The following is a 12,809-nucleotide window of genomic DNA, read 5'->3' as shown; positions in this document are numbered from 1 at the left end:
GCGTCTGTAACACTGTTACACCGAGCGGGATGAGGGGTAAAGGGCTGTGTAGGCACGGGAGTTGAGCGATAGTCGACCGATAGTCGACCGATAGTTGAGCGATGGGTGGATGGGGGCAGTGGGGGAATATGACACGTACCGCGCTGACCGGCGAAGAGGTGCTGACGGCCGCCGCCCGGCTGGTGCGGGCGGACGGCCCCGGCGCGCTGACCATGCGCCGCCTCGCCACGGAACTGGGCACCGCCGTCACCTCCATCTACTGGCACGTCGGCAACCGCGAATCGCTGCTGGACGCCCTCGTCGAGCGCACCGTCCGGGAGATGGGCGAGATCCACCCCACCGGGGACACCCCGCACGCCCGCGTCGTGTCGGTCGCCCGCGCGCTGCACTCGGCGCTGCGCGAGCGCCCTCAGCTGATCGCGATGGTGCACGAACGCGGCCTGACGGAGCGGATGTTCCTGCCGGCGCAGCAGGCGCTGGTCCATGAGATGCACGCCGCCGGGCTGCGCGGCGAGACGGCCGCCGAGGCGGTGCGGGCGGTCCAGTTCCAGGTCGTCGGCTTCGTCCTGGTCGAGCGCAACCGCGAGCGGTCACCCGAACAGCGTCCGAGCGAGGGCGAGCTGTGGGACTCCCCCACCGCCGAGCACGATCCGGCCCTGGCCCGCGCACTGGCCGGCCCGGCCGACACCGGCCGGCTGTTCACCGTGTCACTGGAGGCGCTGGTGAGCTCACTGCTCTCGACTGGAGTGGGCGGCTCCTGAACGGGGAAGGGCGCTTTGCCTGCTTCCTTCCGGAGGCTTCCGTATGCCCCTTTCCAGGGCCTGCTGTTTTTTCCCCGGCCGCGCATGCCTGCTCTTTTTCCCCGCCGCCCACACCCCGTCAACTCCCCCACCCACCCGCGAACTGCGGGGGCGCCAGGTGTGTGTCACTCCCAGGGGATCCGATGCGGTTCGGTGGCTGTCAGTGGTGGCCCGTATCCTCAGTGACCATGCTCGAAGACCGCATGGCAGCAGCCGCCGACCCGATCGCGCCGAAGATCGGGCAGCAGCCGGGCCCGCAGACGCCGCCGGCTCCCTGGCCGTCCGCGTATCCACAGGGATACGCGGTGGTCGACGTCGAGACCACGGGCCTGGCCCGCGACGACCGGATCATCTCGGCAGCCGTGTACCAACTCGACGCCCAGGGCGACGTCCAGGACCACTGGTACACCCTCGTCAACCCGCAGCGGGACCCCGGGCCGGTCTGGATCCACGGGCTCACGAGCGCCGTGCTCGCCGATGCCCCGCTCTTCCCGGAGATCGTCCCGGAGCTGTCCCGGCGCCTGGCGGACCGGGTGCTGGTCGCGCACAACGCCATGTTCGACTGGTCGATGATCGCCCGCGAGTACGCCCGCGCCGCGGCGACCGCCCCGGTGCAGCAGCGGCTCTGCACCATCGCCCTGTCCAAGGAACTGCGGCTGCCGCTGCCCAACCACAAGCTGGAGTCCCTCGCCGCCCATTACGGCGTGGTGCAGGAGCGCGCCCACCACGCGCTGGACGACGCCCGGGTGCTGGCCGAGGCGTTCCGTCCCAGTCTGCGGCGCGCCGCGCAGGAGAATCTGCGGCTGCCGCTGCTCAGCTGCCAGCCGCTGACGGAGTGGTCGGACACCCCCGCGCCCCGGCAGCGTGCCGCCGCCCCGTCGTCCTACCGCCCCACGTCCTGGCGGCCGTCCCGTAAGCGCCCGGCGTGCCCGTACCCCAATCCGGGGCGTTACGAGTCCGGCGGCCGGCTGGTCCAGGGGATGCGGGTCGCCTTCTCGGGTGACACCTCCGTGGACCGTGAGCTGCTGGAGGACCGGGCGATCGAGGCGGGGCTGCATGTCGCCACGAGCGTGTCCCGGCTGACCAGCCTGCTGGTGACCAACGACCCCGACGCCCGGACCTCAAAGACCGCCAAGGCCGCCTCGTTCGGCACGGTCGTCATCGACGAGGCGGCCTTCATGCAGCTGCTCCAGGACGTGGAGCCGGCGCCTGCGTCCGGGTGAAGCCCGCCCAACACACCCGTCGGCACCGCGCCGCGCGCGGGCGGCGCCCGCACGCTGTGGCGCATGGCACGTTGTGAGGTCTGCGGAAACGAATACGGCATGACGTTCGAGGTGCACGCGCAGGGCGCGGTGCACGTCTTCGACTGTTTCGCCTGCGCCATCCACCGCATGGCGCCGATCTGTGAGCACTGCCGCTGCCAGATCATCGGGCAGGGCGTCGAGGCCGACCAGAAGTGGTACTGCGGCGCGCACTGCGCCCGCTCCGACGGCAGAGTGGGCATCGTCGACCGGGTGTGAAGCGGGCCTGAACCGAGGCGGCCACCGGGGGCGGCCACCCGGACAGGCACGGCGGACCCGGCCGGCCCCCGGCCGGCTCCCCCGGCGGACGCCGGGCGGTACCCCCAGGGGGACCCCCGGCTCGGCGGCTCCGGCGCCCCAGGTACCGTCGAAGCCGTGTACCGCTTCCTGTTGTCCCGGCAGTGGGTGATCCTCACCCTCGTGGGTCTCGTGCTGATCCCCGTCATGATCAAGCTGGGCTACTGGCAGTTCCACCGCCATCAGCACAAGGTGGCGCAGAACCAGCTGATCGCGCGCAGCCTGGATGCCGACGCGGTTCCGGTCGCCACGCTGACCGCACCCGGCCGGGAGCTGCCCCGGCGCGACATGTGGCGCACGGTCACCGCCACCGGCACCTACGACACCGCCCACGAGGTCGTGGTCCGCCAGCGCACCGCCGCCGACGAGCAGAGCATCGGCTATTACGTGGTGACCCCGCTGGTCCTCGGCGACGGCCGGGCCGTGCTGGTCAACCGCGGCTGGGTCTCGGCCGGCAACGACCTCACCAAGTTCCCGGACGTCCCGGCCGCCCCCCGGGGCAAGGTCACCGTCACCGGCCGGATGATGGCCGACGAGACCACCGCCGCCAGCGGCATCAAGGACACCAGGGGCCTGCCCGCCCGCCAGGTCATGCTGATCAACAGCGCGGAGCAGGCGAAGCGGACCGGCCGGGCGATGCTCGGCGGCTATATCGAGCAGACGGCGCCCAAGCCCGCCCACAACACCCCGGAGCTGGTCCCCGAGCCGGACCACGACTCCATCGGCCCGCACATGGCCTACGCCGTCCAGTGGTGGCTGTTCGCCGCCGCGGTGCCGGTCGGCTGGGTCGTCCTCGTCCGCCGTGAGCGCCGCGACCGGGCGGCCGCGGCCAAGGAAGCCGAAGAGGCCCGGGAAGCCGGGGCCGCCGCGGCCGCGGGCGACGGCGGGCGCGCTGCGGGACCCGCCGCATCCGGGGAAGCCGAGGCCGCCGGCGACGAGGCGGCGCCGGCCCCGGCCAGCCCGTAACCCGGACAGCCGTCACCACCGCGTAGCGCACCCTCCCGGCGGGAAGGGGCGCTGAGTGCACCCACGTATCGAGGACTATGCGCTCATCGGCGATCTCCAGACCGCCGCACTCGTCGGCCGCGACGGGTCCATCGACTGGCTGTGCCTGCCGCGTTTCGACTCCGGCGCCTGCTTCGCCGCCCTCCTCGGCGGCAAGGACAACGGCCACTGGGGGCTCGCTCCCTGCTCCCCCGACGCCCGCGCCCAGCGCTCCTACCGCGGCGACTCGCTGATCCTCGACACCGTCTGGGAGACCCCCACCGGCAGCGTCCGGGTCACCGACTTCATGCCGCAGCGCGACCGGGCGCCGGACCTCGTACGGATCGTCGAGGGCCTCAGCGGCAGCGTTGAGATGCGCGGGGTGCTGCGGCTGCGGTTCGACTACGGGCGGGTGGTGCCCTGGGTGCGCGCCACCGAGGGCTGCCGGGTGGCGATCGCCGGACCGGACTCGGTGTGGCTGCGCACCCCGGACCAAAGCACCACCTACGGCAAGGACTTCAGCACCCGTTCGGACTTCACCGTCGCCGCGGGCGAGCGCACCGCGTTCGTGCTGACCTGGCACCCCTCGCACGAGCCCCGGCCGACCCAGATCGAACCGTTCACGGCGCTCCAGGACACCCTGGACGACTGGCACGCCTGGTCCGCGCGCTGCCGCTACCAGGGGCCGTACCGCGAGGCCGTGCTGCGCTCGCTGATCACCCTCAAGGCCCTCACCTACGCGCCCACCGGCGGCATCGTGGCGGCCCCCACCACCTCGCTGCCCGAGGAGCTGGGCGGCGTCCGCAACTGGGACTACCGCTACTGCTGGCTGCGGGACGCCAGCCTCACCCTGAACTGCCTGCTCTCCGCCGGATATCTGGACGAGGCAGGCGCCTGGCGGGACTGGCTGCTGCGCGCGGTGGCCGGCGCCCCCGACGACCTTCAGATCATGTACGGGCTGGCCGGTGAACGGCGGCTGCCGGAGGCCGAGCTGCCGTGGCTGACCGGGTACTGCGACTCCGCGCCCGTACGCATCGGCAACGCCGCCGTCGAACAGCGTCAGCTCGATGTCTACGGCGAGGTCCTCGACTCCTTCCACATCGCCCGCACGGCCGGGCTGCCCGCCGAGCAGCACGCCTGGAGCATCCAGCGGGCGCTGGTGGACTACCTGGAGTCCACCTGGCGCGACCCCGACGAGGGGCTGTGGGAGATCCGCGGGCCGCGCCGGCACTTCGTGCACTCCAAGGTCATGGCCTGGGTGGCGGCCGACCGGGCGGTGCGGGCGGTCGAGACGTATCCGAAGTTCGGTGGGGAGGCCGACCGCTGGCGGGCGATGCGCGACGAGGTCCGCCGCGAGGTGTGCGAGCGCGGCTACGACGCCGACCGCGGCACCTTCACCCAGTTCTACGGCTCCGGCGAACTGGACGCCGCGACCCTGCTGATCCCCCGGGTCGGCTTCCTGCCGGGGGACGATCCGCGGGTCCTCGGCACCATCGACACGGTGCGCCGGGAGCTGACGCACGACGGTCTGGTACGCCGTTACAGCACCGAGGGCGTCTCGGTCGACGGGCTGCCCGGCGGCGAGGGCACCTTTCTGGCCTGCTCGTTCTGGCTCGTCGACGCCTTGCAGCTGAGCGGCCGGCGGGCCGAGGCCCAGGAGATGTTCGAGCGGCTGCTGGGACTGCGCAACGACGTGGGGCTGCTGTCCGAGGAGTACGACCCGGCCGCCCGGCGCCAGCTGGGCAACTTCCCGCAGGCTTTCAGCCATATCGGCCTGGTGGGGACCGCCTTCGGCCTCCAGGACGGGGCACGGGCACACTAGGGGCCATGGATCTAGGACTCACCGACCGGACGTACCTCGTCACCGGGGCGACCCGTGGCCTCGGCTTCGCCACCGCCCGTGAACTGGTCGCCGAAGGCGCCCGGGTCGTGCTCACCGGACGCACCGAGGAGAGCGCGGCCGCGGCGGCCGCCTCGCTCGGCGAGCGGGCCCTGGGCATCGCGGCCGACAACGCCGACCCGGAGACCCCCGGCCGCCTGCTGGCGGCGGCCCGGGAACGCTTCGGCCGGCTCGACGGAGTGCTCATCAGCGTCGGCGGCCCGGCGCCCGGCACCGCCGCCGACAACACCGACGCACAGTGGCAGTCGGCCTTCGAGTCGGTCTTCCTCGGCGCGGTACGGCTGGCCCGCGCGGCCGCCGCCGAGCTGCCCGAGGGCGGGGTGATCGGTTTTGTGCTGTCCGGCTCGGTGTACGAGCCGATCGGCGGACTGACCATCTCCAACGGGCTCCGCCCCGGTCTCGCCGGTTTCGCCAAGTCGCTCGCCAACGAGCTGGGGCCGCGCGGTATCCGCGTGCTCGGCGTCCTGCCCGGCCGGATCGCCACCGACCGGATGACCCAGCTCGACGCGCGCTCCGGCGACCCCGAGGGGTCCCGCGCCCGCAACTGCGCCGAGATCCCGCTGGGCCGCTACGGCCTGCCGGAGGAGTTCGGGAAGGCCGCGGCCTTCCTGCTGTCGCCGGCCGCGTCGTACATCAACGGGGTGATGGTGCCGGTGGACGGCGGGGCCCGGCACGGGTTCTGACGCGGGGCGGACGGCGGCTCCCGGGCCGGTCGTCCGGAGGCCCTAACTGACCCGCTCGGGCCGGTGCTTGACCGCGCGCAGCCGGACCTCGGCCGGCAGCCGGTCGAGGCCGGCCGAGCGGCGGGCGTGCGCCACCGCCTCGTCCGACAGCCGCCGGACGACGGTCCCCGGGTCGGCGTGCGGGGCGAGCGCCAGTACGGCCCGGACATGCGGTTCGCCCCGGCGGCCGGTCAGCAGCACACCGGCCCCGTCGACGCCCTCCAGCGCCTCCGATTCGGCCGTCAGGGCGGCCTCCAGGGCCCGGCCGCGCAGCTGGGCGCCCTCGCCGTCGCCGCTGTCGACGAGGATCTCGTTCATCCGGTGCCGCCGGAGCTGGGTCAGCAGCCACCACAGCACCAGCAGCACGAAGACGGCGAGCGCGGCGATGACGACGGGCCACCACCAGCCCTGGTCCGTCCAGCGGGTGCGCTGCCGGGCAGGGAGCAGCACCTGGCCGGGACGGGACCAGGGCCAGCCGGCGGGCAGTCCGAGGTGCCATTTCGCGGGCAGATCGAGGCCGCCGAGCAGCACCAGGCCGCCCACGCCGAACAGCACCACACCGATCAGACCGAGCAGCACCCGGTTGACCCTTCCGCGGACCCTGCGCATCGCTCGCTCACCTCTTCTTCGGGCGCCGGACGTCCACGGTCAGACGGAGCTCGTGCGCCAGGCCCAGCTGCCGCAGCCCCTCGCCGAGCGAGGTGTCGAGGTCGGCGCGGACCTCGTCCAGTTCGCGGAAGTGCGAGACGGCGTGCGTCTTGGCCTTACGGCGGCTGACGGCGACCCGTACGGACTGCACGCCGGCGACCTCCATGGCCCGGTCGCGCAGCACCAGCGCGGCGGCCGCGCGGTCCAGCCCGGCCCGGACGTCCGGTGCCGCCGGCCGCATCGGCAGCACCTGGCGCAGCCCGGGCGTGACGGCCGTGACGATGAGCCAGATACCCAGCACCATGGCCAACGCGGCGGGGGCCAGGACCCAGGGATTGTCGAGGTGACGGGTGCCCAGTTCGTGGGCCAGCCACCGGCGCCAGGCCATCGCGGGGCGGTTGGCGCGCACCGCGGCCACGTCGTAGAGCAACAGGCCCGCGGCGGCCAGCAGCACCAGCGCGACCAGGGCGGCCGGCACCCGGCGGGCCGACCGGAAGCGCCGCACCCGGTCGTGGCCGGCGGTGCCGGTGGCCGGGGTGTCCGCGCCGGACGGTGTCGCCCCGCCCGTCCCGTCCGTCCCGCCTGCCTTGTCCGTCCCGTCCGGCGTCTTGTCGAGCGTGGGCAACCGTCGGGTGTCGGACCGCTCCGCGTCCTCGTCGCTCATCGCACCCTCCCGCGGTCCGTACGGTCCAGCAGCGGGGAGTGCAGCCGCTCGACCTCCACCGCGACCTCGGGCACCGTCATGTTCGCCAGCTCCGTCACCCGCTCGGTGACCCGGCGGCGCACCACCCGGCACTGTGCACCGATGTCGGAGGGGTAGCCCAGCTCCACGGTGATCCGCAGCCGCGCCTCACCGAAGTGCCGGCGGTCGTCGCGCCGGTGCACGGTGACCGTCGCATGGGCGTCCGTACGGGCGCGCGGGGACTCCGCACGCAGCGCCTCCCGGGCGGCCCGTGCGGCGATCTTCGCCACCACCCGGTCCGCGATTCTGGTCGCGCCCCGCTCACCCGCCGGTACGGCGGTGGCAGCGGCGGGCGGGGACACCGTCGCCACCCGGCTTCACCGCCGCCGGTCGCGGTCGCCGCCGCGCGGACGGAAGAAATCGCCGGCCTCCAGGTCCCCGTCGAGGAACCTGCCGGCCACGAACCCGATGGCGCCCAGCGCCGCCACCAGGACGAAGGCGCCGAAGCCGCCGAAGTATCCGGCGAAGCCCAGCGCCATGCCGGCCAAGAGGCCGACCACGGCCATGCTCATCGTGCGCTCCTTCGCTGCCACTCCGGACGGGCCCGGCTAATGGATCCGCGGCTCCGCTCCCTCTTCTTCGTCTTCCTCGTCGGGCAGCTTGACGTCGCTGACCGCGATATTGACCTCGACGACCTCCAGGCCCGTCATCCGCTCCACGGCGGAGATGACGTTCTCCCGGACCGACCGTGCGACATCGGCGATGGCGACGCCGTAATCGACCACGATCTCCAGGTCCAGCGCGGTCTGCACCTCGCCGACCTCGGCCTTGACACCCCGGGTCGCGGTCGCGGACCTGCCGCCGCCGGGCACCCGGTCCCGCACGGCGCCGAGCGTACGGGCGAGGCCGCTGCCCATGGCATGCACGCCGATGACGTCCCGGGCCGCCAGACCGGCGATCTTCTCCACGACACCGTCGGCGATGGTGGTCCGCCCCCGGGTCGCGGGGTCGCCGCCGCCCCGTTTGGCGGGCGTCCTGGGCCCCTCTGCGTGCTGCTGGCTCTCGCTCATCGCCGTATCCCTTTCCGCGGGGAGAAGCGGTCCGCCCGCTCCGCTGCCCACAGTAGGCCGGGTGGCTCCGTCCCGCTCCGGGGATGCGGCAGGCGAGTGCTCCATACGGCGCCGCCGGGCCCACCGCCCTGCCGTACGGGCGGGTCTGCGGCAGGCTGGGGGCGTGGTCCGGGACGTGTCCGGAGACGGTCCGGGGACCTTCCGGGAAAGGGGTGACGCGGTGGCCGTGAACCAGTGGGCGCAGACGGTCCGCACACAGCTCGGGATCGGCCGGCTGCTGCCGCTCGGCGGGCCCGCGGACGGGTCGTGGATCACCGAGCAGGCGGCCGCCGGGGCGCTGCGGGCGTCCGCGGACACCCCGGCCGGTGTCCGCCTCGGCTCGCTGCGGCTGTCCGTCGCCGACCCCGGCCACGCCCCGGAACCGGCGGTGCCGGCGCCGCCGAGCGCCCTGCCGCCCGGCCCGCTGCGGATCGAGGCGGAGTTCGCCGCGGTGGCCGACCGGCCGCTGCCGGTGCTCGCCGACCAGGTCCGCGCGGCGCTGCTGGAGGCGTCGATCCAGGGGCTGGGGCTGGTGGTGGGCGTGGTGGATCTGCGGGTCAGCGGCCTGCTGGAAGCGGACGAGACCACGACGGAGGGCGCGTCAGCCGGTTCCGCTCCCCAGAGGGAGGTGCCGCCGGCCGCGCCCTCGACGGGTGACCGGACCGGTGCGACACAGGAGGGCGCGGCGGGCGTCGCCGTCGTCGCGCGGGGCGTCGCGGGCGTGGCCCGGCTGGCCCCGGTGCTCGGCGGTCCGTCCCGTCCGGTGCGGCTCACCGACGGGCATGCGCTGATCCAGCTGGCGACCGCGCCCGGTCACCGGGCGCTGGATGTGGCCTGCGCCGTACGGCAGGCGGTGGCGGCCGGGCAGCCCGCGGTCTCGACGGTCGCGGTGCTGGTCACGGCGGTGGACCTGATGAGCCGGCCCGGCCGGACAGCTCCGTGAGAGCACGGCCGGGCAGCTCGGGCAGCTGAACCGTGCGGTACGGGGTGCTACTCCCCCACGCCCGCGAGGTCGCGCAGCCGGCGCGCCTGGGCGGCCCGCTCGGCGCGGCGCTGCTCCTCGTACGTACGGCCCGCGGCACCGGCCAGCAGGGCCTTGGTCTCGATGACGGCGTCGCGCGGCGCGGCGGTGAGCGCCGCCGCCAAGTCGGCCACGGTGGCATCGAGTTGGTCGCCGGGCACCACGAGGTTGGCGAGGCCGATCCGCTCGGCCTCCTCGGCGTGTACGAAGCGCCCGGTGGCGCAGATCTCCAGCGCGCGGGCGTAGCCCACCAGCCCGACCAGGGGGTGGGTACCGGTCAGGTCCGGTACGAGCCCGAGGCTGGTCTCGCGCATGGCGAACTGGACGTCCGGCGCGACCACCCGCAGATCGCAGGCGAGCGCCAGCTGGAAGCCGGCACCGATGGCATGCCCCTGCACGGCGGCGATGGACACCAGGTCGGTGCGCCGCCACCAGGTGAATGCTTCCTGGTACTCGGCGATCGTGGCGTCCAGAACGTCGTCCGTGCCGCGCGCCAGATCGATGAACGACGGCTCGCCGTCGAAGCCTTCGGGCGTGAACGCCTGACGGTCGAGGCCCGCGGAGAAGGACTTGCCCTCACCGCGCAGCACCGCGATCCGTACGTTTCCCGGCAGCAGCGACCCCGCTTCGGCAAGCGCCCGCCACATGGCCGGCGACTGCGCATTGCGCTTGGCCGCGTTGGCGAGGGTCACCGTGGCGATCGCATCGTCCACGGTGAGTCGCACGCCGTCCTTGTCGAGCAGAGTCATCAGCGCCTCCGAGTCAGCCAGCCGCACCTGCGTGCGTAAGTGACTGAACGGTAACCTCCCGGCCGACTGCTCGGTCGACCGGGGGGACACCGCTGCACCCGGAGTCGCGGCCGTCAGGCCGATGCGGCCTTCTTGCCCCTCGTGGCTCCGCCGCGACCGCGCAGGACCACACCGGATTCGCTGAGCATCCGGTGCACGAATCCATAGGAGCGGCCGGTTTCCTCGGCCAGCGCCCGGATGCTCGCACCGGAGTCGTACTTCTTCTTCAGGTCTGCCGCGAGCTTCTCGCGCGCGGCGCCGGTTACCCGGCTGCCCTTCTTCAGAGTCTCGGCCACCCGTGCCTCCTCGTGGGAAGTGCGCTCTGGACTCTCATGATCACCCCTCCCCGGCTTCCTGGCCACCCATTCCGCAAGGTCGATACGACATCGTTTGCCGGCGGAGGCCCGGCAACACGGGCCGGAATCGCAAATTCCGGCTGCGCCGGCGGCCGCCCGCGTCCGGCCGTCCGCGAGAAGTGGCAGGTCAGGTGGTGTGCGGCCGAAAAGGCAACGGCCGGGCCCCAAGGACCCGGCCGTAGGCCGCAGACTCGCCGGTGTACGAGCCGTTCTCACTCAGATGATGGATCACACATCGGCCGAATGATCCATACGGCATGATCCATCCGCCTCGGTCAGGCCAGCGCGACCAGGTCCGCGTAGTCCTGGCCCCACAGGTCCTCGACGCCGTCGGGCAGCAGGATGATGCGCTCCGGCTCCAGCGCGTCCACCGCACCCTCGTCGTGCGTCACCAGGACCACGGCGCCCGTGAAGGTGTGCAGCGCGCCGAGGATCTCCTCGCGGCTGGCCGGGTCGAGGTTGTTGGTGGGCTCGTCGAGCAGCAGGACGTTGGCGGAGGAGACGACCAGCGTCGCCAGGGCGAGCCGGGTCTTCTCGCCACCGGAGAGCACCCCGGCGGGCTTGTCGACGTCGTCCCCGGAAAACAGGAACGAGCCCAGCGTCTTGCGGATGGCGACCAGGTCCATGTCCGGGGCGGCCGAGCGCATGTTCTCCAGGACCGTGCGGTCCGGGTCCAGGGTCTCGTGCTCCTGGGCGTAGTAGCCGAGCTTGAGGCCGTGACCGGGGCGGACCTCGCCGGTGTCCGGTGTCTCGACGCCGGCCAGCAGCCGCAGCAGGGTGGTCTTGCCCGCACCGTTGAGGCCGAGGATGACGACCCGGGAGCCCTTGTCGATGGCCAGGTCGACGTCGGTGAAGATCTCCAGCGAGCCGTAGGACTTCGACAGGCCCTCGGCGGTGAGCGGGGTCTTGCCGCACGGTGCCGGGTCCGGGAAGCGCAGCTTGGCGACCTTGTCGGCGGCCCGCACCTGCTCCAGGCCGGCGAGCAGCTTGTCGGCGCGCTTGGCCATGTTCTGCGCGGCGACGGTCTTGGTGGCCTTGGCCCGCATCTTGTCGGCCTGCGAGTTGAGCGCCGCGGCCTTCTTCTCGGCGTTCGCCCGCTCGCGCTTGCGGCGCTTCTCGTCGGCCTCGCGCTGCTGCTGGTAGAGCTTCCAGCCCATGTTGTAGATGTCGATCTGCGAGCGGTTGGCGTCGAGATAGAACACCTTGTTCACGACGGTCTCGACCAGGTCGACATCGTGGGAGATCACGATGAAGCCGCCGCGGTAGGTCTTGAGGTAGTCGCGCAACCAGACGATGGAGTCGGCGTCGAGGTGGTTGGTCGGCTCGTCGAGCAGCAGGACGTCGGAGTCCGAGAACAGGATCCGGGCCAGCTCGACGCGGCGGCGCTGACCGCCGGAGAGGGTGTGCAGCGGCTGGCCGAGGATGCGGTCGGGCAGGCCGAGGCTGGCGGCGATGGTCGCGGCCTCCGCCTCGGCGGCATACCCGCCCTTGGTCAGGAACTCGGTCTCCAGGCGCTCGTACTTCTTCATCGCCTTGTCGCGGGTGGCGCCCTTGCCGTTCGCCATCCGGTCCTCGTTCTCGCGCATCTTGCGCAGCACGGTGTCCAGATCGCGGGCGGACAGGATGCGGTCGCGGGCCAGCACGTCGAGGTCGCCGGTGCGCGGGTCCTGCGGCAGATAGCCGACCTGGCCACCGCGGGTGACCGTGCCGGAGGCGGGGATGCCCTCACCCGCCAGCACCTTGGTGAGGGTGGTCTTGCCGGCGCCGTTACGGCCGACGAGGCCGATGCGGTCGCCCTTGGCGATACGGAAGGAAGCGGACTCGATGAGAATGCGGGCGCCGGCGCGCAGCTCAAGGCCGGAGGCGGTGATCACGGGAAAAGCTCCAGGGTCAGGGACGGCGGGTTGGACGGACGGTCCGAGGGCGAGCTGCGCCGTCTAATGAACCCAAGGGAGAACTGCCATGGGGGCAGTGTAACGCCCCGGGCAAGTCCCACGTTTTTGGCTTTTCCGCCGTGGTAGTTGCTCGCCGTTGCGCCTGGCGGCGGGCCGGTCCGCCGCGCTTTGCCTCGGCCGACGCTTGCGGCTTCCCCCGCCGTTGCGCCTGGCGGCGGGCGTTGCCGCTGCGCGGGGCTGTCGGGGTGCGGTGACGGACCTCCGGGGTAGGGGTGTGGGACTGCTTCGCTTTACGTCCCACACCCC

At 72.9% G+C, this 12,809-nt stretch carries 15 protein-coding genes; 7 read left to right on the top strand and 8 right to left on the bottom strand.

Annotated features, from left to right (window positions below):
• Nucleotides 1–128 precede the first annotated feature (128 nt).
• The 6 genes from ACFWJW_RS28905 to ACFWJW_RS28880 all read left to right on the top strand — a co-directional run bounded on the left by ACFWJW_RS28905 (nucleotide 129) and on the right by ACFWJW_RS28880 (nucleotide 5,965).
• Nucleotides 129–761, top strand: a complete 633-nt coding sequence (locus tag ACFWJW_RS28905) for a TetR/AcrR family transcriptional regulator (RefSeq protein ID WP_387246952.1) — start codon at nucleotides 129–131, stop codon at nucleotides 759–761.
• 227 nt (nucleotides 762–988) lie between these two features.
• Nucleotides 989–2,023, top strand: coding sequence for a DEDDh family exonuclease (locus ACFWJW_RS28900; protein ID WP_387246950.1), 1,035 nt, complete (start codon nucleotides 989–991; stop codon nucleotides 2,021–2,023).
• A 63-nt stretch (nucleotides 2,024–2,086) separates the two neighbouring features.
• A complete protein-coding gene (locus ACFWJW_RS28895; protein WP_006606380.1) occupies nucleotides 2,087–2,320 on the top strand; it encodes a hypothetical protein in 234 nt (77 codons plus the stop codon).
• Between the two features lie 156 nt (nucleotides 2,321–2,476).
• On the top strand, nucleotides 2,477–3,364 hold the full coding sequence (locus tag ACFWJW_RS28890) for an SURF1 family protein (protein WP_387246948.1): 888 nt from the start codon (nucleotides 2,477–2,479) through the stop codon (nucleotides 3,362–3,364).
• Nucleotides 3,365–3,419: 55 nt separating this feature from the next.
• A complete protein-coding gene (locus ACFWJW_RS28885) occupies nucleotides 3,420–5,204 on the top strand; it encodes a glycoside hydrolase family 15 protein (RefSeq protein ID WP_387246946.1) in 1,785 nt (594 codons plus the stop codon).
• 5 nt (nucleotides 5,205–5,209) lie between these two features.
• Entirely contained in the window at nucleotides 5,210–5,965 is a 756-nt protein-coding gene (locus tag ACFWJW_RS28880; protein WP_387246944.1) for an SDR family oxidoreductase, read from the top strand.
• A 42-nt stretch (nucleotides 5,966–6,007) separates the two neighbouring features.
• Here the strand turns inward: ACFWJW_RS28880 and amaP are convergent, their stop codons facing one another.
• The 5 genes from amaP to ACFWJW_RS28855 are packed head-to-tail and all read right to left on the bottom strand — an operon-like array spanning nucleotide 6,008 to nucleotide 8,404.
• On the bottom strand, nucleotides 6,008–6,613 hold the full coding sequence (gene amaP, locus ACFWJW_RS28875) for an alkaline shock response membrane anchor protein AmaP (RefSeq protein WP_387246942.1): 606 nt from the start codon (nucleotides 6,611–6,613) through the stop codon (nucleotides 6,008–6,010).
• 7 nt (nucleotides 6,614–6,620) lie between these two features.
• Nucleotides 6,621–7,316: a DUF6286 domain-containing protein gene (locus ACFWJW_RS28870; protein WP_387246940.1), complete on the bottom strand. Its 696-nt coding sequence runs from the start codon at nucleotides 7,314–7,316 to the stop codon at nucleotides 6,621–6,623.
• Nucleotides 7,313–7,705 (bottom strand): hypothetical protein, encoded by a 393-nt coding sequence (locus ACFWJW_RS28865; protein WP_387246938.1) that lies wholly within the window; start codon nucleotides 7,703–7,705, stop codon nucleotides 7,313–7,315. Before ACFWJW_RS28865 ends, ACFWJW_RS28870 begins: the two co-directional genes overlap by 4 nt.
• A 6-nt stretch (nucleotides 7,706–7,711) precedes the next feature.
• Nucleotides 7,712–7,906, bottom strand: a complete 195-nt coding sequence (locus ACFWJW_RS28860) for a hypothetical protein (RefSeq protein ID WP_085927247.1) — start codon at nucleotides 7,904–7,906, stop codon at nucleotides 7,712–7,714.
• Nucleotides 7,907–7,942: 36 nt separating this feature from the next.
• The gene (locus tag ACFWJW_RS28855; protein WP_387246936.1) at nucleotides 7,943–8,404 is read right to left on the bottom strand and encodes an Asp23/Gls24 family envelope stress response protein; all 462 of its coding nucleotides are present in this window, start codon (nucleotides 8,402–8,404) and stop codon (nucleotides 7,943–7,945) included.
• Nucleotides 8,405–8,624: 220 nt separating this feature from the next.
• Between ACFWJW_RS28855 and ACFWJW_RS28850 the strand changes: the two genes are divergently transcribed.
• Complete coding sequence (locus tag ACFWJW_RS28850; RefSeq protein ID WP_387246934.1) at nucleotides 8,625–9,386, top strand: hypothetical protein; 762 nt, start codon at nucleotides 8,625–8,627, stop codon at nucleotides 9,384–9,386.
• Between the two features lie 47 nt (nucleotides 9,387–9,433).
• Here the strand turns inward: ACFWJW_RS28850 and ACFWJW_RS28845 are convergent, their stop codons facing one another.
• The 3 genes from ACFWJW_RS28845 to ACFWJW_RS28835 all read right to left on the bottom strand — a co-directional run bounded on the left by ACFWJW_RS28845 (nucleotide 9,434) and on the right by ACFWJW_RS28835 (nucleotide 12,482).
• On the bottom strand, nucleotides 9,434–10,213 hold the full coding sequence (locus ACFWJW_RS28845) for an enoyl-CoA hydratase/isomerase family protein (protein ID WP_387246932.1): 780 nt from the start codon (nucleotides 10,211–10,213) through the stop codon (nucleotides 9,434–9,436).
• A 113-nt stretch (nucleotides 10,214–10,326) separates the two neighbouring features.
• Complete coding sequence (locus ACFWJW_RS28840; protein WP_006606369.1) at nucleotides 10,327–10,548, bottom strand: helix-turn-helix domain-containing protein; 222 nt, start codon at nucleotides 10,546–10,548, stop codon at nucleotides 10,327–10,329.
• A 335-nt stretch (nucleotides 10,549–10,883) separates the two neighbouring features.
• A complete protein-coding gene (locus ACFWJW_RS28835; protein WP_387246930.1) occupies nucleotides 10,884–12,482 on the bottom strand; it encodes an ABC-F family ATP-binding cassette domain-containing protein in 1,599 nt (532 codons plus the stop codon).
• Between the last annotated feature and the right edge of the window lie 327 nt (nucleotides 12,483–12,809).

The sequence above is a fragment of the Streptomyces sp. NPDC127097 genome (genome assembly GCF_042724075.1).
Lineage (GTDB): Bacteria > Actinomycetota > Actinomycetes > Streptomycetales > Streptomycetaceae > Streptomyces.
Note: the sequence above shows the minus strand (reverse complement) of the source record. Positions and strands in the feature narration are given on the sequence as shown.

What these genes read in the sequence shown, in the direction of transcription:
- ACFWJW_RS28895 (WP_006606380.1), top strand. Translation starts at nt 2,087, where the DNA reads ATGGCACGTTGTGAGGTCTGCGGAAACGAATACGGCATGACGTTCGAG.
- ACFWJW_RS28905 (WP_387246952.1), top strand. Translation starts at nt 129, where the DNA reads ATGACACGTACCGCGCTGACCGGCGAAGAGGTGCTGACGGCCGCCGCC.
- amaP (WP_387246942.1), bottom strand. Translation starts at nt 6,613, where the DNA reads ATGCGCAGGGTCCGCGGAAGGGTCAACCGGGTGCTGCTCGGTCTGATC.
- ACFWJW_RS28870 (WP_387246940.1), bottom strand. Translation starts at nt 7,316, where the DNA reads ATGAGCGACGAGGACGCGGAGCGGTCCGACACCCGACGGTTGCCCACG.
- ACFWJW_RS28845 (WP_387246932.1), bottom strand. Translation starts at nt 10,213, where the DNA reads ATGACTCTGCTCGACAAGGACGGCGTGCGACTCACCGTGGACGATGCG.
- ACFWJW_RS28880 (WP_387246944.1), top strand. Translation starts at nt 5,210, where the DNA reads ATGGATCTAGGACTCACCGACCGGACGTACCTCGTCACCGGGGCGACC.
- ACFWJW_RS28860 (WP_085927247.1), bottom strand. Translation starts at nt 7,906, where the DNA reads ATGAGCATGGCCGTGGTCGGCCTCTTGGCCGGCATGGCGCTGGGCTTC.
- ACFWJW_RS28855 (WP_387246936.1), bottom strand. Translation starts at nt 8,404, where the DNA reads ATGAGCGAGAGCCAGCAGCACGCAGAGGGGCCCAGGACGCCCGCCAAA.
- ACFWJW_RS28900 (WP_387246950.1), top strand. Translation starts at nt 989, where the DNA reads ATGCTCGAAGACCGCATGGCAGCAGCCGCCGACCCGATCGCGCCGAAG.